General features: G+C 66.7%; 17 protein-coding genes. 4 read left to right on the forward strand and 13 right to left on the reverse strand.

The genetic code is table 11. The annotated features are described in order from the left end of the window. Positions 1–7 precede the first annotated feature (7 nt). The 13 genes from D9X30_RS21720 to D9X30_RS21780 all read right to left on the reverse strand — a co-directional run bounded on the left by D9X30_RS21720 (position 8) and on the right by D9X30_RS21780 (position 13474). Positions 8–403 carry a hypothetical protein gene (locus tag D9X30_RS21720; RefSeq protein WP_153945826.1) on the reverse strand — a complete coding sequence of 132 codons (396 nt, stop codon included), beginning with the start codon at positions 401–403 and terminating at the stop codon, positions 8–10. Positions 404–449: 46 nt separating this feature from the next. Then, complete coding sequence (locus D9X30_RS21725) at positions 450–1037, reverse strand: hypothetical protein (protein WP_153945825.1); 588 nt, start codon at positions 1035–1037, stop codon at positions 450–452. 16 nt (positions 1038–1053) lie between these two features. Then, positions 1054–1491: a glycine zipper domain-containing protein gene (locus D9X30_RS21730; protein ID WP_502799667.1), complete on the reverse strand. Its 438-nt coding sequence runs from the start codon at positions 1489–1491 to the stop codon at positions 1054–1056. A gap of 48 nt (positions 1492–1539) precedes the next feature. Beyond that, a complete protein-coding gene (locus D9X30_RS21735) occupies positions 1540–3006 on the reverse strand; it encodes an efflux transporter outer membrane subunit (RefSeq protein ID WP_228770745.1) in 1467 nt (488 codons plus the stop codon). Next, positions 3003–6176 carry an efflux RND transporter permease subunit gene (locus tag D9X30_RS21740; RefSeq protein ID WP_153945823.1) on the reverse strand — a complete coding sequence of 1058 codons (3174 nt, stop codon included), beginning with the start codon at positions 6174–6176 and terminating at the stop codon, positions 3003–3005. Before D9X30_RS21740 ends, D9X30_RS21735 begins: the two co-directional genes overlap by 4 nt. After that, positions 6173–7423 carry an efflux RND transporter periplasmic adaptor subunit gene (locus D9X30_RS21745; RefSeq protein WP_153945822.1) on the reverse strand — a complete coding sequence of 417 codons (1251 nt, stop codon included), beginning with the start codon at positions 7421–7423 and terminating at the stop codon, positions 6173–6175. The genes D9X30_RS21740 and D9X30_RS21745 overlap by 4 nt, the downstream gene beginning before the upstream one ends. A gap of 50 nt (positions 7424–7473) precedes the next feature. Next, on the reverse strand, positions 7474–7728 hold the full coding sequence (locus D9X30_RS21750; protein WP_153945821.1) for an RNA recognition motif domain-containing protein: 255 nt from the start codon (positions 7726–7728) through the stop codon (positions 7474–7476). Positions 7729–7850: 122 nt separating this feature from the next. Continuing rightward, complete coding sequence (locus D9X30_RS21755) at positions 7851–8222, reverse strand: response regulator transcription factor (RefSeq protein ID WP_153945820.1); 372 nt, start codon at positions 8220–8222, stop codon at positions 7851–7853. A 129-nt stretch (positions 8223–8351) separates the two neighbouring features. Next, positions 8352–8975: a response regulator transcription factor gene (locus D9X30_RS21760; protein ID WP_153945819.1), complete on the reverse strand. Its 624-nt coding sequence runs from the start codon at positions 8973–8975 to the stop codon at positions 8352–8354. 6 nt (positions 8976–8981) lie between these two features. After that, the gene (locus D9X30_RS21765) at positions 8982–9878 is read right to left on the reverse strand and encodes a sensor histidine kinase (protein WP_153945818.1); all 897 of its coding nucleotides are present in this window, start codon (positions 9876–9878) and stop codon (positions 8982–8984) included. Between the two features lie 16 nt (positions 9879–9894). Beyond that, positions 9895–10461 (reverse strand): BPSL1445 family SYLF domain-containing lipoprotein, encoded by a 567-nt coding sequence (locus D9X30_RS21770; RefSeq protein WP_153945817.1) that lies wholly within the window; start codon positions 10459–10461, stop codon positions 9895–9897. A gap of 533 nt (positions 10462–10994) precedes the next feature. Next, positions 10995–11942 carry a DUF2950 domain-containing protein gene (locus tag D9X30_RS21775; protein ID WP_153945816.1) on the reverse strand — a complete coding sequence of 316 codons (948 nt, stop codon included), beginning with the start codon at positions 11940–11942 and terminating at the stop codon, positions 10995–10997. A 35-nt stretch (positions 11943–11977) separates the two neighbouring features. Next, positions 11978–13474 carry a DUF3300 domain-containing protein gene (locus tag D9X30_RS21780; RefSeq protein WP_153945815.1) on the reverse strand — a complete coding sequence of 499 codons (1497 nt, stop codon included), beginning with the start codon at positions 13472–13474 and terminating at the stop codon, positions 11978–11980. A 258-nt stretch (positions 13475–13732) separates the two neighbouring features. Between D9X30_RS21780 and D9X30_RS21785 the strand changes: the two genes are divergently transcribed. From D9X30_RS21785 to D9X30_RS21800, 4 genes are all read left to right on the forward strand, one after another. Then, on the forward strand, positions 13733–14731 hold the full coding sequence (locus D9X30_RS21785; protein WP_228770744.1) for a hypothetical protein: 999 nt from the start codon (positions 13733–13735) through the stop codon (positions 14729–14731). A gap of 368 nt (positions 14732–15099) precedes the next feature. After that, a complete protein-coding gene (locus D9X30_RS21790) occupies positions 15100–17337 on the forward strand; it encodes a TonB-dependent receptor (protein WP_249641045.1) in 2238 nt (745 codons plus the stop codon). Between the two features lie 69 nt (positions 17338–17406). Further along, the gene (locus D9X30_RS21795) at positions 17407–18093 is read left to right on the forward strand and encodes a Fe2+-dependent dioxygenase (RefSeq protein WP_153945813.1); all 687 of its coding nucleotides are present in this window, start codon (positions 17407–17409) and stop codon (positions 18091–18093) included. 2 nt (positions 18094–18095) lie between these two features. Further along, on the forward strand, positions 18096–19172 hold the full coding sequence (locus D9X30_RS21800; RefSeq protein ID WP_153945812.1) for an alpha-hydroxy acid oxidase: 1077 nt from the start codon (positions 18096–18098) through the stop codon (positions 19170–19172).

Below are 19172 nucleotides of genomic sequence, written 5' to 3' on the forward strand. Positions count from 1 at the left end.
GCGCCGGTCAGTCCTTGATCATCGTCTTCTTCCAGTCGCCGTCCGATTGCTGGCAATACCAGCCTGTCCAGCGTTCCGGCTGCCGGCCCGGCTGACGCAGTTCGCTGCGCACCTTGCGGCAACGCTGGCCACTTTCCGTGCGCGTCTTGAGCGGCGTGAACGTGCCATCCGTGGCCTTGCTCTTGGCGTTGCTGGTGCTGGCGTCCAGGTGGAACGGCACGCTGGCACCGTCATCGGCGTCCGTCAGCGTCTTCCCGAATGCGGTGCGCAGCGCCGCCACCTGGTCCTTGTCCAGCGTGCCGATGATGGTGCCGCTGAGGAAGTGATCGTAATACGCATGCGCTGGCCAGGCCAGGCCCAGCAGCGCGGCCGCGCACAGGCCATGCCATTTTGCACTGAACATCAAGGCTGCCTCCTTCTCTCCTGGCCAGACTGGATCGGGAACGCCGTTACTTCGCCGTACCCGGTGTGACAGACACCGCGACCGCTTCAGTATAGACAGCCTGCACGCGGTCACCCTTCTTCACGGCCTTCATCTGCTCGGGGTCCTCCACCAGCAGGTCCACCGTGCGGCCACGCGGGCCCTTGACCGTGACGATGTTCTTTTCCTTGTCGACCTTGACGACCTGTGCCACCACGGTCACCTCGCGCCCCAGCCGTCCACCCGGCTTGGCGCCCGGTTCGGAACGCTCGGAAATCTCGCGTTCCTGCATGGTCGCTGCCCCGCTGCCCTTCTTCAGGCTCACGGTCAGGGCCTCCGTGTACTCGACGGCAACCTTGTCACCCACGCGCAGCTGGTCGAAGTTGCGCGCCTCTTCGCCCACCGTCATGTCCACGACCTTGCCGGCCTGGGTCTTGAGCGTGACCTTGCGCGACGCGGGGTCGATGGCGGTGATGGTGGCGTTGACCTTGGCCGTGCCGGTGGCCGTGGTCTGCCCGGGCGACCGTTGCACGTCCGTCTTCACGTCCGGCTGGGCGTATGACGCTGCCGACAGGCTCAGCAGCACTGCAGCGGTAATGGCGACTCGCTTGAACATATGACGTCCTCCCTGGTTACTGGATCGTGTAGCCGCGCCCCTGCATGCAGGCCGAATACGCGCGGTAATAGGTATTCATGGCGCCGGACTGCTGCGATTGCGCGTTGGCCTGCGCATTGCGCTGGTTCTGCCGTGCCCGATGGCCACCCGCCATCGTGCCCACGGCCGCGCCGGCTGCGGCGCCCTTGCCGGCATCGCCCGCAATGGCGCCAACGACCGCACCGCCCGCCGCGCCGCGCGCCGCACCGCCAACCCGCTCGCCGCCGCCCACGGCCGGCCCGCTGGGCGCCGGCGGCGGCGCGGCGGCAACCTGCGCCGGATCGATGCCGGTGTTCGACTTGGCCCACGAGTAGCAGTAGCCGTCATCCTCCTGCTGCGTGGCCTGGCTTTGTCCCTTGGCCGGATAGGCGATGGGTTTCGACTGCGCGAGGGCGCCGGCGCTCAGGCCAACCATAACGGTGGCGGCGAGCAACGCGGCCGGAATGCTGGATCTGGACATGAATCACTCCTTGGCGGGGCTGGCCGGCTGGTTCACGCTGGCCTGAGGTGCGCTGTCGACGGGCCACCCGCCGCCCAGCGCCTTGTAGAGCTGGACCAACTGGCCAAACTCCGTGCCACGCAACGTCGACTGTTCGAGTTGCGCGGAAAACAGTGAACGTTCGGAATCCAGCACCTCCAGGTAGCTGGTGTAGCCGCCTTCGTATCGGTCGCGCGCCAGCAGCGCGTAGCGCGACAGCGCATCCACCTGGTCGTTCTTGGCCAGCAGCTGGCTGCGCGTGTACTGCACGCCGGCCAGCGCGTCGGCCACCTCGCGGAACGCGGTCTGCACCGCCTGCTGGTAGCCGTAGAGCGCCTGCTTCTGGCGTGCCTCGGCCTGCTTCACGTCACCGGCGATCGCACCGGCAGTGAAGATCGGCACGCTGATCAGGCCACCGTACGACCACGCCCTGGACGAACCCACCCACAGTCCGGACAGCGCGGTGCTGGCTGCGCCGAACATGCCGGTCAGCGAAATCGTCGGGAAATACTGCGCGCGGGCGGCGCCGATCTGCGCGTTGGCCGCCACCAGCGATTGTTCGGCCTGCAGCAGGTCCGGGCGCTGCTCCAGCAGCGAGGACGGCAGGCCGACCGGCACCACCGGGAGAATCAGTTCGTCGATCGACTTGCCACGCGGCATGGCGCGCGGGTTGTCGCCAACCAGCACGGCCAGCAGGTCTTCCTGCTGCGCCACCAGTTGCCGGAACTGCTCGACCGACGCCTGGGCCGACGCATACTCGGAGCGCGACTGCGCATACTCGACCTCCGACACCACACCGCCCTGGAACCGTTCGCGGAACACCTGCAGCGCGCCCTCGCGGCTGGTCAGCGTGTCCTGCGCGATGCGCAGGCGGTTGTCGAGGTCGCGCAGCGTGATGTAGCCGCTGGCCACCGCCGCCACCACGCTGATCTCCGTGCTGCGGCGCGCCTGTTCGGAAGCCGCCCATTCCGCCCGGGCCGCTTCGGTCATGCGCCGGATGCGCCCGAACAGGTCGAGCTCCCACGACGCGTAGACGTCGGCCTTGACCGAGTTGAACGGGTTGTCGATGGGCAGCAAGGTGCCGCTGCTGGTGCTGATGCGTTGCCGGCTGCCGCCTGCCTCTGCTCCCACCTGCGGGAACAGCCCGGCCCGCGTGGTCATCACGCGTCCGTAGTACTCCTCCACGCGCGCCGTGGCAATCAGCACATCGAAGTTGTGTGCGCGCGCCGCGGCGATCAGGTCGTCGAGCACCGGATCACCGATCTGCGACCACCAGTATTGCGTGGTGACCACGTCGGCCGCCTGCGGCGTTTCGGGTGCGAAGCGGTAGGTCTCCGGCACCGCCACTTCCGGCCGCACGTAGTCCGGTCCCACCGTGCAGCCGCCGGCCAGCAGCGTCATCGCCGCCAGCCCCGGCATCAGGGCTCGGGCCCGCAAGCCGCGCTGGCTCATAGCGTGCCTCCGGAGGGTGCCGCGGGATCGGTGCCAGGCCCGGCATCCTTCCCGGCCTGCCTGGCGAGCTTCTTCTTGCTCTCGCGCTCCAGCCCCCAGAAGAACATCGGGATAAAGAAGATGGCGATCACCGTGGCGCCAAGCATTCCGCCGATCACGCCCGTGCCCAGCGACTGGCGGCTGGCCGCCGACGCGCCGCTTGCGATGGCCAGCGGGATACAGCCGAGGATGAACGCCAGTGACGTCATGATGATCGGGCGCAGCCGCAACTTGGACGCCTTGACCGCCGCGTCATACGGGCTCAGCCCCTCCTTGACGCGCATCTCCACCGCGAATTCGAAGATCAGGATGGCATTCTTGGCGGCCAGGGCGATCAGCACCGTCAGCCCGATCTGGAAGTACACGTCATTCTCCATGCCCCGCACCAGGATGCCCACCAGCGCACCGAACAGCGCGAACGGCACGGCCAGCAGCACCCCGATCGGCAGCGACCATTTCTCGTACTGCGCCGCCAGGATCAGGAACACCATCAGCAAGGCGAACGCGAACACCATTGCCGCCGTGGACCCGGCCTTCTTTTCCTCATAGGCCTGCCCGCTCCACGCATAGCTGTAGCCCGGGCCCAGTACCTCGGCCGCCACTTCCTCCATGGCCTGCAGCGCCTGGCCCGAGCTGTACCCCGGCGCGGCGTCGCCGGTGATCTTGGCCGCCGGGAAGTTGTTGAAACGCGTCACCAGATCGGCGCCGGCCACATAACGCGCCGTGGTCACGGCCTTGATCGGCACCATCTCGTTGCGCGAATTGCGCACGTAAACCTTGTCGATATCCTCGGGCTTCGACCGGTACTCCGGCTCGGCCTGCAGGATCACCTGGAACAGCCGGCTGTTCTTCGGGAACTGGCTCACGTACAACGACCCGAACATCGTCTGCAGCGCCGAGTACACCTGCTCCACGGGTACGCCCTGCGTCTCGGCCCGCTCGCGGTCGAGGTCAACCAGCAGCTGCCGCGACCGCGTGTTGATCGTCGTGCTCACGCCGCGCAGCTCCGGGCGTTGCCGGGCCTTGGCGATGAACGCGCGCGTGCGTTCCTCCAGCTGCTGGTAGGTGCCGTCGCCGGTGCTCTGCAGCCAGAATTCGAAGCCGCCCGTGGTGCCCAGCCCCGGGATCGACGGCGGATTCACCGGAATCACCAGACCTTCGCGATAGGTCGAGAACTCCTTGTTGGCCTGCGCGATCAGGTCGGCCGCGCTTTCGCCCTTGCCGCGCTCGTGGAAGCCCTTCAGCGTGATGAACAGCGTGCCGGCGTTCGACTTGTTCTGCGAATCGATCAGGCTGTAGCCGTCCGGCACCGCCACCGATTTCACGGCCGGCTGCTTCTCGAACCATTCGGCGGCCCGTTTCGATACCGCGCCGGTGCGGTCCAGGCTGGCCGCGTCGGGCATGATGACCGCGCCCAGCAGATAGCCCTGGTCCTCCACCGGCAGGAACGATGACGGAATGCGCATGAACATCAGCACGGCGGCCACGATCAGCGCGATGACGATGCCCACCGAGATCGCCGTGCGCCGGATCACGGCCTGCACCGTCGAGCCATAGCCTTCCACCAGCCGGTCGAAACTGCGGTTGAACCAGCGGAAGAAGCGGTTCTTCTCGTGGCTGCCCGGCTTGAGCAGGATGGCCGCCAGCGCCGGCGACAGCGTCAGAGCCACCACCCCGGACAGCAGCACCGATACCGCCAGCGTGATGGCGAACTGCTTGTATAGCTGGCCCGTGATGCCCGACAGGAACGCCACCGGGATGAACACCGCCAGCAGCACCAGCACGATGGCGATCACCGGGCCGCCCACTTCGTCCATGGCGGCCTTGGCGGCCTCCTTGGGCGGCATGTGGAACTCCATCATGTTGCGCTCGACGTTCTCGATCACCACGATGGCGTCGTCCACCACGATGCCGATGGCCAGCACCATCCCGAACAGCGTAAGCATGTTCACCGAGAAGCCGAACGCGGCCATGGCGGTGAACGTGCCGATGATCGACACCGGCACCGCCAGGATCGGCACCAGCGTGGCGCGGAAGCTCTGCAGGAACAGGTACACCACCAGAATCACCAGGATCACCGCGTCGCGCAAGGTGTGGACCACCTCGTTGATCGACTCATGCACGAACTCGGTGGTGTCGAGCGCGATTTCGTATTCCAGGCCCGGCGGGAACGTCTTCTTGGCTTCCTCCAGCGCCTTGCGCACCTGGCCGGCCACGGCCAGCGCATTGGCGCCGGGCTGCTGGTACACGGCCAGCAGCGTGGCCGTCTTGCCCTTGTAGCGGCTGCGCAGCGAGTAGTCCTTCGAACCCAGTTCGGCGCGGCCGATATCCTTGAGCCGCACCAGCGCGGCGTCGCCCGATGCCGCACGCAGGATGATGTTCTCGAACTCGGCCGGCTCGGTCATGCGGCCCTTGGTGGTCACCGGGAACGTCTGCTTGACCGGCTCCGACGTGGGCGAACTGCCGATGCGCCCCGCCGAGAACTGCTCGTTCTGGTTGGCCACCGCGTTCTTGACGTCCTCGGCCGTGATGCCGAGCTGCGCCATGCGGTCCGGCTTGAGCCAGATGCGCATGGCGTAGTCCGGCGTGCCGAAGATGGACGACTGGTTGGCACCCGGGATGCGCTTGAGCGAATCGAGGATGTAGATGCTGGTGTAGTTGTCGACGAAGGTCTGCGGGTAGCTGTTATCGGGCGAATAGACGGCAATCACCATCATGAACGCCTGCGACCGCTTTTCGACGGTCACGCCCTGCTTGGTCACGGCGTCGGGCAGGGTCGGCAGGGCCAGGTTGACGCGGTTCTGTACATCGACCTGCGCCAGTGCCGGGTCGGTGCCGATCTCGAAGTACGTGGTCAGCGTGATATTGCCCGTGGACGAACTGGTGGACGACATGTACAGCATGTTGTCCGCACCGTTCACCTGCTGCTCGATCGGGGCCGCCACGTTCTGCGCCACCACTTCCGAGCTGGCGCCCGGATACGTGGTCGACACCGTGATGCTGGGCGGCGTGATGTCCGGAAACTGGGCGATCGGCAGGTTGAACAGCGCCACCATCCCACCCACCACGATGATGATCGACAGCACCGACGCAAAGATCGGGCGGTCGATGAAGAAGTGGGACAGTTTCATGACGCCGCACCCTTGCCGGCTTCTGCCGCACCGGGGGCGCCCGGCGGCGCTGGCCGCGCGGGCGGCGCCGACGGCGGCACGGGCGATGGCCCGTCGCTGGCCTGGCGCGGCGCCGCCGCCACCGGCTTGACCGGCGCGCCCGGCGCGAGGCGAATCGCACCATCGACGATCACGGTATCGCCCTCACGCAGGCCCGAACGCACCACCCAGTTGCCCTGCGACCATTCGCCCACGTCGATCACGCGCGACTCGGCCTTGTTCTCCTTGCCCACCAGCCAGACGGACTGGCCGCGCTGGCCCTGCACCACGGCTTCCTGCGGCACGGTGATGGCCTTGGTACGCACCGCGCCGATCAGCCGCACGCGCACGAACTGGCCGGGGCGCAGCATGCCCTTGTTGTTCGGCATTTCGGCGCGGATCAGGTAGGTGCCGGTCTCGGAGTTGAACGACGCATCGGCGAAGGCGATACGCCCGCGCTGCGGATACGTGGTGCCGTCGGCCAGTACGATCTCCACCTCCATCGCGCCGCGCTCGGGCATGCGGATCGTGCCGGACGCGGTCTGCGACTGGTATTGCAGCACCTCGTTCTCGGACAGGCTGAAGTTGATCCAGATGGGATCGAGCTTGGCCACATAGGTGAGCAGGCTGTTGGTGGCGTCGATATATGACCCCACCTGCTTCTTGGCGTAGCTGGACAGGCCATCCACCGGCGACGTGATCGTCGTGTAGCCGAGATTCAGCTTTGCGTTGGTGACGTTAGCCCTGGCCGCTTCCACGGCGGCGGCGGCGCCCTGTTCCTGGCCGGTGGCTTCATCGAGGTCCTTCTGGCTCAATGCGTTCTTGGCCGCCAGCGGCTTGACGCGTGCCAGATTGGATCGCGCGGTGGTCAACCGGGCCTGCTGCTGGGCCAGTTCGGCCTGCGCGGCATCGAGCGCGGCCTGGAACGGCTTCTGGTCCATGCGGAACATGACCTGGCCGGCCTTGACCATCGCGCCTTCGGTGTAGAGGCGCTGCTCCAGGAAGCCGCTCACGCGGGCCCGGATCTCCACCTGCTGGGAACTCTGCGTTTCGCCCACGAACTCGTAGGTCAGCGGCACGTCGTGCAGCGTCACCTTGACCACACCCACTTCGGCCACCGGGGGTGCGGCCGGCGCCTTGGCCTCCTGCTTGTGGCAGCCGGTCACCGCCAGTGCGGCCAGGACCGGCAATGCCCACCGACCGCGCTTGGATACCAGACCGCTTGCCATCGTCGTATCTCCTGCCCGCGCCGGCCGAGGGCCACGCGAGACTTGTGCGATTACCTGAAGTGTTCGCGCAGGATCAGCGCATTGATCTTGTGGCCATTCCAGAACACGCCGTGGACGCGCGGGACAAGCTGCTGCAGCGCGCCGATGTCCACCGACCGGAACGTCAGCGTCATCGACGGCCGCGTGCCGTCGCCCTCCTGCCGCTCGATCTCGTCGGGCGCCGGAAAACCGTAGCGGCCAAGGAATTCCCTGACCTGCTCCTCCGTGGTGTCCGGGTGGAGGTTGGAAATCATCAGTAGCGACATTTGCCGGTCCTCCTGTTCGACCCGCGATACACGCGTATGGCAGGGTGACTGCCGCGCGCCTTGATAAGAGTGTGCCTGCTGCGGCCTGAATGACAATTGGACCAAGGACCAAAGGCATGGGGCTAAGGCATCACGCTACGTACCAGATCCACCAGCTGTGCAGCGTCGAAAGGCTTGCGCAGATAGCCGACGGCGCCCGCCGCCAAGGCCTTGTCGCGTGCCTCGGGCACCTCGTGGGCGGTGATGAAGATCAGCGGCAAGGCCAGGCCGGCCAGTCGCTGCTGCACTTCCAGCCCGTCGATCCCCGGCATGCAGACATCGAGAATCACGCAGAACGGCCGATAGACCGGCCTGCCGTGGATGCGGGAAAGGAAATCGGCGCCGCTGGTAAAGGTGTCGACCGTGATGCCCGCGGCACGCAATAGCCGCGACGTGGAGCGCGCCACTGACGCGTCGTCGTCGACAACCACCACGAAGTTTCCCGTAGCACCCATTTGCACGTTGCGCAGCCGATCGTAAGCACGTACTGATTAGGCTACGAGACAGGCGCGGCGGGCGATATTGGCCCATGGTCCAGCGGGCGCGCGGGATCTTGCGCCAAACTGGCGCGGAAAGGGCCGCGCTCAGGCCGCCGGATCGGCCACCATGCCCATGCGGTCGGCAATGCGGACGAGTGCCGGCAGGGAATCCACTTCGAGCTTCTGCATCACGTGGGCGCGATGCACCTTGATGGTTTTCTCCACCGTGCCCAGCCGGTTGGCCACCTGCTTGTTCCGGAATCCCGTCACGATCCACGCCAGCACCTCGCGCTCGCGCGGCGTCAGGCGGTCGATCTTCTTTTTCAGGTCGCGCAATTCGCTGGCCTGCGCAAACAGGCGCGCGGCGCAGTCGCAGCCCTTGCTGACCGCAGCCAGCAGTTGCACGTCGGATACCGGCTTTTGCAGGAAGTCGATGGCGCCCGCCTGCATCGTCAGCACCGCGCTGGCCACGTCGGCATGCCCGGTCAGGATGATGACCGGAATCCGGCTGCACAGCGCCTGCTGGAGGTCGATGCCGCTGATGTCGGGCAATTGCAGGTCCAGCAACATGCAGCCGGGTGCGTTGTCCAGATCGGCCTCTTCCAGGAACTGGCTGGCTGACGCAAACCCGGCGCTCAGGTAACCATGCGCGCCCAGCACACGGCCCAGCGCGCGCCGTACGCTATCGTCATCGTCAACGATGTAGATGGTGGTCCTGGTTGCGAGCATGGCGTCCTACCTCCGGGAAAATGCGGTCCTGAACCGGGCCGCAACGACCGCATGTCCGCGACGATGCGCCGTGGCCGAGGCGGGAAGCTCCGTGCGCAACAGGCATTCGAACGTCATGCCCCTGTCGCTGTTCCGGATGGCGCGCAACCGGCCGCCATTGCGTTCCATGAGCGCGCGGCTGAACGACAGGCCCAGCCCCATGCCCTTGGGCTTCGAGGAAAAGAACGGGCGGAAGATCTTGTCGAGATCGCCCTCGGCCACGCCGCAGCCGTTGTCGCGCACGGTCAGCTTCAGCACGCCGTCCTGCGCGCACGCGCCGACCGATACCTTGCGCGCACCACGTGCGTGCGCTGCCTCCACGGCATCGAGCGCATTGACCAGCAGGTTCAACAGCACCAGCTGGATTTCCATCGGGTCGCCCACGGCGCGCGGCAACGCTCGATCCGCCGTGCCGTCCACGGTCACCTCGCGCGTGCGCGCTTCGTCGCGCACCAGGTCCAGCGCACGCGCGATCACGTCGCCAATCTGGAACGGCACCAGGTGAGGGGCCTCGCCACGGATCAGCGCCCGCACGCCCTTGACGATGTCGCTGGCGCGCGAGGCGTCGCTGACGATGTCGTCGAGGATGTCCCGGATCTCGCCCTGATCTGGCGTGCCCGACATCAGGTACTCGCGCGCGGCCTGGGCGTTGCTGGTGATGGCAGTCAGCGGCTGATTCAGTTCATGCGCCAGCGAGCCGGCCAGTTCGACCATGCCGGGGCGGCTGGCGATGTCTGAGAAGGGACTGGTATCGATCACGCGCAGGGTATCGCCCCGCCGCCGCGGTGCGGCGCGCGGTCGCGGCAGCACGCCCGTCGCCAGCGCGACGGACGCCCCCAGCAGCAAGATCGTGACCCATCTCATGGTCGGACACGCACGCTCAGATATCGAGCTTGCTGATCTTGGTGCCTTCCAGCGACAGATTGGCCATCAGCCCCGCGTTGGTCAGCACGAATCCGACGATGGGCGCCCGGGCCGTGTTGGTGTCGACCTGCCCGTTTGCGCCGATGGTCGCCAGCGCCACCGATCCGTCCACGCCGGCCGTCCAGCCCTTGCTGGCCTGGAACGCCTGCAGCGCGTCGTCGGTCATGAACATCAGGATGAGCGCCTTGGACTGTGCGCCGGCCAGGAAGCCGAACGATGCGGTCGTGGTGCGGTAATAGCCCACCGGCGCATTGTTCACCCGCAGCGACCCTTCGCCATACTCGGCACCAACGATGAACCCCGCGGCCAGGATCTTGGGAAAGACGAGTATGCCCTTGGCCTGCTGCGACAGCGCCTGCGCCGAACTGGCAGACGAGAACAGCTTGCTCATGGTGCCGTCCACCCCAGCATCGATCTCGCGCCGCTTGGCCGCCGCATCGCTGCCGGACATGTTGGTGGTACAGGCAAACAAAGCCGGCGCCAATGCCAGTGAAGGCAGGCTCATGAACAACCGTCGATTCATTGTGGTCTCCCAAACAGAACGGGGAGCAAGCCAGGGCGAGCGGGCCCTACGACGGGCAGCGGCCAACTGCGGACCGCTGCGCCCAGATCCATGGAACGTCCCTGTGCGTGACTACCCCACGCCAAACACGATTGATGCTTATTGCTTTTTCTGGATATTCCGTTAGTGCCCTATCAAAGTAGGTCGATGGCTTCACGATTGCAATCTTTACTTCTCTTGATCCGTAAAGATGAAACACGGCCGAAAAAAATATCAGCACACGCCGTAGCTGACATTAATCTGGCGTTCATGTTGAAGCGCCCGCTGCGGTACCCGATACTGCCCGGCAGGACGCTCACTCCATACTTTTCGCGGCATCTCGCCCGAATTTAAAAGCCTGCTTAGCATCCGCCTGCACGCCAAAGAAAACGGGCACGCCCCGATGCGCGCCAATAGCCAAATAAGGAAAGCCGAAGAAAAAATGCCCTGGCCCGGTGTTCCCGCCGGCCAGGGCATTGTGCGGTTCGGACGCGTAGCCGGCGCGGGCCGCCTGCCTAGTCCGCGTTGCCCGTTGTCACGGGCTGCAGCAGTTCGGGCGCCACCTTGCTCCATCCCGAGCCGGGATCGAAAGTATCGATGGCGGCAGCCCGCTTGCCGGTGTCACGTCCAAGGTCGCGCTCGTAGACCTGGCCGTCGTGGCTGACCATGAAGCTCTTGATGCCGGTATCGCCATAGCGGGCGGGCCATGCCAGCACCGCAAACCCGCCGAACAGCTTGCCGTTGACCAGATACGTGTACTTGCCGCCGGGGGCGGTCGGGCCCTGCCCGTTGAGCAGCTTGAAGCGATAGCCGTTATAGCCGTCCGATGCACTGCGATGGCTCGACACGGCATCGATGAACGCCGGCCCCAGCGGGCTCTCCGGTTCGCCCGCGCGGGTGGGCCAGTAGAGCCCGTCCTTCTTGCCGGGCGAACTGACCAGCTTGCGCGCATAGACCGTCAGGCCATTGCCCTCATGGTTGCCCAGCGCGTAGTCGTGCTGGGCGTCGTAGATCGCCAGCATGGTCTGGATGGTAGACAGTTCATTCCGACCGATGCGCCGCAGGCGGATCTCGTCGATGCCCTGCTTCGCATCGAAATGCCAGCGCCCGTTGGCGGCCTTGACCAGCGGTATCGGCAGCGTCCAGCCATTGTTGCCCACCACCACGCGCGCAGTGCCGTCTTCGCCACCCTCGATGCGGTGCGACTGGCTCCACGCCGACAGGAAGCGATATCGCTGCTCCGCGCCCACCGGCGGGATCAGGCGGCGGGACGCCGGGCCCAGCAGCGCCGTCATGGCCGCGTCATTGCTCGTGGCCACGGCGTCACCAAACGCATTCATGGCGGCCTCGGGCGTATCGAACGGTTTCTGGGCCTGCGCAGCCGACATCAGCGCCGCGCCCAGCACCAGCGGCAGGACGTTACGCGCGATGCGCGACGGCAGGATTGCTTTCATTGCACGCATGCCTGACACCTCGTGGTTGTCATCGCCATTTCCGGCTACCGACGGCCGCCGCCGCGCCCACCGCCGCCGCCAAATCCGCCGCCTCCACCGCCCCGGCCGCCTCCGCCACCCTGGAAGCCACCGCCACCACCACGGCTGGCACCGCCGCCCTGGAAGCCGCCACCTCCGGCACTGCGCTGGGCTGCACCCTGTCCGCCGCCGTAGCCACCGCCCGAGCTGGCACGTCCGCGATCGAAGTCGCGCTGCGATGTTGCGCCGCTGCCGCCCACGCCCTGGAACGCGCTGTCCCGGCCGCCGCCACTGTAGCTGGTGCGATTCGCGCCAGCGCCGCCGCGATCGCCGGCGCCCCCGCGATCGGTGGACATCCTGTCGCCAGTACTGGCGCGGTCGCCGCCCACACCCTGACCCCGGTCGCCCGCGCGGTCGCCGCCACGGTTGCCGCCCCGGTCAGCCGAGCGGTCGCCGGCCCGGTCACCAGCGCGATCGCCCGCGCGATCCGCACTGCGGTCGCCGGCCCGGTTGCCGGAGCGATCTCCAGCGCGATCGCCGCCACGGTCTCCCTCGCGGCCCCGGAAGTCGTTGCGCCGGTCCGCGCCCCCGACGTTGTTGCCGAATTTCTCGCGCGTGGCGTTGTCGCGATAGGCCACGCCCTTGCGGTGGCTGGCATCGTGCTTCCACTTGCCGCCTTCGACACTGTTGCGGTTGAAGTTGCGGTCGATGTTGGTGGCACGGTTCACGTTGATGTTCACGTCGCCACCGCCCCAGTTGCAGTTGCCGAAGATCGCGCCGGCGGCCGCCAGGCCCACGCCCCAGGCAAACCCGGTGGCCAGCGCGGCGCCCGGATAGTAGGCGGGGTACGGCGGCCAGTAGTAGGGCGGATAACTCGGATAGCCCCAGCTGCCGTAGGCCGTCGCCGGGTTGTACGCCGGCACGTAGATGACCTGCGGATTGGCGGGCTCGATGACGATCGTCTGCTGCGAGCCGCTGCTTTGCGTGGCCGGCTGGACCGTCACGTTCTGCTGCTCGTTCGACTTCAGGTTGCCGGACTGCTGGGCCTTGTTGCGCAGCCGCTGCACGGCCGCAAGCACGTCCCTTTCCTGGGCCAGGAAGGCATCGCCAAGCTTCTGCGTCCAGTCGAGCTTGTCGTTCATCGGCTCCAGCACCTGCGGAAACGCCACCAGCGACTTCACGCTGACGTCCCACGGCTGGTCCTGCACGGCCTTCACGGCGGCGTCGCCCTTCAGGCTCGAGTTCGATTTCTGCCAGCGCGCGGCCTGCACGATTTCCAGCGGATAGGTCGAAGCCATCAGCACCTGCGACAGCACCGAATCCGGGTATAGCGCGATGGGCGCCACCAGGGCCTCGATTTCCTCGGGCTTGAAGGTCTGCTGCCCCGCCGTCGCCTGCGCGCCCTGCGCGGGCGCCTGTGCCGGCGCCGGCTGCTGCCCGGGCGCTGGCTGCGCCAGGGCGCTGCCCGTGGAGACCAACAGGCCGGCAAGCATCCAGTGGCCGATGCATCGCATGCGCCGCATTTGTTGCCCGCTGCCACCCCTCATGGCATCCCTCCGCAAAATGGTGCCGACGTCCCCTTCCCCGGCTGTCAGCACAACATATAGATGGCCGCCAGACGCGCCGCAATGGAACCTTGGGCCAATAGGCCGCTTGCCGGACCCGGTATCGCGTTGTCCATACGGCTTTGGTCCAATTCGCAAGGCGCCCCGCGCTGGCGTACGCTTTGCAGCATTGCCGAACGCCGCCGGGCCTATCCGGCCGACCCCCCAATGGGCCGCATGACGCTTCCAGGATCCGGTTTCGTCCGTCGGCGCTGCCTGACTGCGCTGGTGGTCGTCGTGCTCGCCGTGCTGCTGTGGGGCGGCGCGGGGCCCGCGTATGCGCAGCAATCTCCCGACTTCCAGGTGGTGTTCGGCCCGGCCGTGCAGCGGCAGGCCAACGCGGTGCTGACCCTGATGAGCTTTTCGGTGGTGCCCGACCTGGCGTCGAGCTCGCTGTCGATCTCCAACGGGCAGACCGCCAACCCCGGCATCATCATGTCGCAGCTGGGCGGCGGCTTCACCCTCAGCAAGTCCACGCCGATCTATATGGAAGGGTCGATCGCCTACAGCCGCTACGACCCCACGTTCGTGGCCTCGAACGGCACGGAGTCGCGCGAACTGCCCACCCGGTGGAACACGGTAGCCGGCACCGTCGGTATCGGCTGGGACTTCCCGTTGACCGAGAGCAAGGAACTGGTGTTCCGTCCGATCTTCAATGCCTCCCTGGGCAATGTGTCCAGCGACCTGCGGCTGGCGCAAGGCTTCGTGAACCGCAAGACCGATCGCACCATCAACTTCCTCGACGGCGGATCGCTCAATGCCTATGGGCTGGGCGGCTCGGTGATGATCGACTGGGAACACTACCGGCCCGAGCACGACATTGACGTGGAACTGCGCTACACCAATATCCACCTGAAGAGCTTCGGCGGCTCGTCCGATGCGGTGCAAGGCTCGGCCATTGCCCAGACCGCCAACCTGTACGCGCGCTGGCGCGCCCCGACCGGCTATTTCGCAATGGATCGGCCCGTGCGCTACGTGATGGAGCTGTCGCACTCCCACTACCTCGGCGCGCAGGCCGGGGCGCTGGGATTCAACTACCTGACCACGCTCGGCCTGGGCCTGGAACTGGACACCACGGCGCACGAAGTCTTCGTCACGCGCGTGCGGGCCGTGGTGCGCTACGTGTTTGGCAACAACGTGTCCGGGGTGTCGCTGGGCCTGGCCGCCAGCTTCTGAGCCCTCCCACCGCTCACGTCGCCCGACACCGTCTGACAGGCTCGGAAACCTCCGAGTCAGTCATTCTTTGTGAGATTTTCGAAGTTCTCCGAAATATCTCCTCCCGCCCGATCTTCGGTTGACCCACCGTAGCCGAATGGCTTACGTTGGCGCCCGTTGTTGAAGAAACACAGGCGCCGGGTCGGGTCATGTCGATGCCGAACACGCATCCGCCCGCCCATAGCCAGCCATCGCCCCCAGCGACCAGCAAGCCTCCGCGTCACACCTACTCCGCCCCCCTTCGACCGCGCCCGCGCGCCTGTCGCCTGACAGGTGCAATGGATGCCCGCATCCGCCCCGATTGTTGTCGTCAACGCTGGAGTTCAGTTGTGCAGCAGAAAATCCTTTCGTCTTCGATCCGCGTACTGGTGTCCGGCGCGGCAAGCACCGGCACTGTCCTTACGATCACGGCGCTCCCACAGATCGCCCATGCCCAGCCCGCCGCGGTGCTGCCGGCTGTCACCGTGACCGGCAAGGGTATCGAGAACACCAACGAAGCGCCCACCGGCATCGCGCGGCTGCCCGATACCGTGAAGGAAACGCCCAAGACCATCTTTGTCCTCCCGCGCGACGTGCTGGAGCAGCAGCAGGTCACCTCGCTGGAACAGGCGCTGAAGAACGTGCCCGGCATCACGGTTTCCACCGGCGAAGGCAACGGCGGCCAGAATGGCGACCAGTTCCGCATTCGCGGCCTGTCGGCCAAGGGCGATGTCTATATCGACGGCCTGCGCGACTTTGGCGCCTACCGGCGCGACATCTTCAACACCGAAAGCGTCGAAGTCATCAAGGGCCCTGCGGGCGAGAGCTTCGGCGTGGGCAATCTGGGCGGCCTGATCAACCAGACCTCGAAGAAGGCCGGCAAGGGCACGCGCACCAGCATCGACCAGAACTTCGGCTCCGGCCCCACGTACCGCACCATGCTGGATGGCAACTACCAGCTCGGCACGACCACGGCCGTGCGCGTCAACGCCATGTTCCAGGACGGCAGGACACCTGACCGCGACCATGTGGACGACGACCGGCGCGGCCTGGCCGTGGACTTCGGCACCGGCCTGGGCACGCCAACCGAATGGCACCTGAACTACGCCTATCTGCACCGCAGCGGACCGCCCGACTACGGCGTGCCGATGGCACAGGGCACCGACGGCGTGTACCGGCCGATCACCGAGTACGACGTGCCGGGCCTGTCGCGGTCCACTTCGTACGTGCGCAATACCGATCGTGACACCAGCGATGCCCATGTGGTGACTTCCCTCTTGCAGACGACATTCGGAAACGGCATCACGCTGAACAACGACACGCGCTTCAGCTACTACGACCGCGACTTCTCGGGCACCAACCCCGCCGGGGTCAACCAGGCCACCCTGCAGAAGCTGCTGGCTGGCGGCAACGCGCGGCTGCGGTACGGTGCACGCGGCGGCATGACCTACATGCAGCGCGGCTGGGGCCTGCAGAACGTGCTGAGCGCCAAGGGCGAGTTCCATACCGGCAGCATCCGCCACCGCGCCATGGCCGGGCTCGACGCGAATTACCAGCGCGATCATCGCGACATCGGCAGCTGGACCGGCCGCCTGAACAACCAGACCATCGTCGATCCGGTCTTCGACGCCAGCAAGAATGCCAGCGTCAACTACGTGGCCACGCGCGACGCCAATTCCACCAACGTCGGCGTGTTCGTGAACGACCGCGTCTGGCTGACGGAGCAGGTCTCGCTGCTCGGCAGTCTGCGCTGGGACTACTTCCGCAGCGAATACGAGACCAGCGCCTCGGCGGCGGGTGGCACGGCGGATTCGAAAAAGCTCAGTCCGGCCATCAGCGCGATCTGGGAACCGACGAAGAACGCCATGTTCTACGCGATGTTTTCGCGCTCGTACCGGCCGGTGGGCACCGACATCGCACTGGCCGTGGGAGGCGTGCAGACCGAGGTGCCCAAAGCCGGCGTGGCCAGCGAACCGGAGCGGTCCGACACCGTGGAAGTGGGGACCAAGCTTGACTTCCTCGACAAGCGCCTGGGCGTGACGGGGTCGCTGTTCCAGATCCGCAAGTCCAACGCCTACACGGTGGACCCGGTGACGGGCGCAGTCGCCAACGGCTTCTCCGACAGCGGCGAAGGCCGCCGCATACGCGGCGCGGAGGTGGGGCTGACCGGCAGGATCACCACGAACTGGTCGGCCAACTTCGCCTATGCCTATCTGGATGGCGAGGTGACATCGGCCTCCCGGCCGGCGCTGGTCGGCAACGTAGCACCCGGCGTGCCGCACCACAACCTGACGCTGTGGACGGCGTATGACATTCCGCACGCACTCGTGCCATTGCCGGGCAAGCTGACGGTCGGCGGTGGGGTGCAATACGCGTCCGGCTACTGGGCGGATTCGGAAAATACGGGCCGCGTGCCCGACACCTTCTCGCTCGACGCCATGCTGGCCTACCGGCAGGGCAAGTTCCGGGCATCGCTCAACGGCTACAACCTGACCAACACCCTGAACTATGCGTCGGCATTCAACGCGACGCGGGCCGTGCCGGCTTCCGGCCGTACCGTGCTGCTCAACGTGGGCGTGACATTCTGATCCCGCCGACACCGGGCCGGCTCCTTCACTGTTGGTGGGGCCGGCCGTCCTCCCTGAGGAATCGCCACCATGCTGATCCGTATCCCCGATGTCCTGACCCCTGACGAAGTGCGCACGCTCAGGCGACGCCTGGAGGCGTCGTCGTGGGTAGATGGCCGCGTCACGGCCGGCGACCTGGCCGCGCAGTCCAAGGCCACCCTGCAGCTGCCAACGCACACCGCCGAAGCCCCGGAACTGGCCGACTTCGTCCTGCAGGCGCTGGGCCGCAGCGCGGCCTACCATTCGGCCGCGCTGCCGCTGCGCGTGCTGCCGCCGATGTTCAACCGCTACGAAGCCGGCATGACGTTCGGCACGCACGTCGACAACGCCATCCGCACCATGCCAGGTACCGGCGGCCTGCGCATGCGCGCCGACGTGTCCAGCACGCTTTTCCTGTCCGATCCCGACGAGTACGACGGCGGCGAACTGGTCATCGAAGACCTGTTCGGCACCCATGCCGTCAAGCTGCCGGCCGGACATATGGTGGTGTATCCTGCCTCGTCGCTGCATCGCGTCACGCCCGTCACGCGCGGATGCCGCTGGGCCTCGTTCTTCTGGGCCCAGTCGATGGTCAAGGACGACGGCATGCGCACGACGCTGCACGAACTCGACATGACGATCATCGGCATCCGCACGCGGCTGGGCGACGGCGACGACGCGGTGCTGTCACTGGTGAACCACTACCACAACCTGCTGCGGCGCTGGGCCGAGCTTTGACGATGATTCCTGCCGATACCGTTTCCGCGCGCGACTATGAACGCCGCTTCCACGAACGCGTGCATCCGGCCATTGCCGCGTATATCGCCGGTTACTCGGCCGACGGTATCACCCAGCGCGACAACCTGGCAGCCTTCGAGCGCATCCGCCTGATGCCGCGCGCCCTGGTCGACATGTCCCAGGCGTCGGCGCGCTCGGAACTGTTCGGCCGGCCGCTCGACTATCCGGTGCTGATCGCCCCCACCGCCTATCACAAGCTCGCGCATCCCGATGGCGAGCTGGCCACGGTGCATGCTGCGTCGCTGACGCGCACCTGGATGACGGTCAGCACGCAGGCCAGCGTCACGCTCGAAGACATCGCCCGCACCGCCACCACCACGTTGTGGTTCCAGCTTTACCTGCAGCCGCGCCGGGAAGACACGCTGACGCTGGTGCGCCGCGCCGAACAGGCCGGCTACCAGGCCATCGTGCTGACCATCGATGCGGTGGTCAATGGCATCCGCAATGTCGAGCAGCGCGCGGGGTTCCGCCTGCCCGACGGCATCGGCGCAGTCAACCTGGCTGACTTTCCGCCGCAGGAGGCCCACGATGCCAGCCACGGGAGCCCCGTGTTCCGCAGCATGCTGCGCCATGCGCCGACCTGGCAGGACGTGGCATGGCTGTGCCGCCAGACGACGCTGCCCGTCCTGGTCAAGGGACTGCTCAATCCGGCCGATGTCGGGCCCGCCCTCGATGCCGGCGTCGCAGGCATCATCGTCTCGAACCATGGCGGCCGCACGCTGGACACGGTGCCGGCCACCATCGACGCGCTGCCGGCCGTGGCGCAGGCCGTGAACGGTGCGGTGCCGATCCTGCTCGACGGCGGCATCCGGCGCGGCACCGATATCGCCAAGGCGCTCGCGTTGGGCGCCAGGGCCGTGCTGGTCGGCCAGCCCATGCTGCATGCGCTGGCCGTGGGCGGCATGCCCGGCGTGGCACACCTGCTGACAATGCTGCAGACCGAGCTGGAAGTGGCGATGGCGCAGTTGGGCTGTCCGCGCCTGGAGGCGCTGGACGGTGCCGCCATTCAGCCGCGATAG

Source organism: Cupriavidus sp. U2 (assembly GCF_009663685.2).
In the GTDB taxonomy this organism is placed as follows: domain Bacteria; phylum Pseudomonadota; class Gammaproteobacteria; order Burkholderiales; family Burkholderiaceae; genus Cupriavidus; species Cupriavidus necator_C.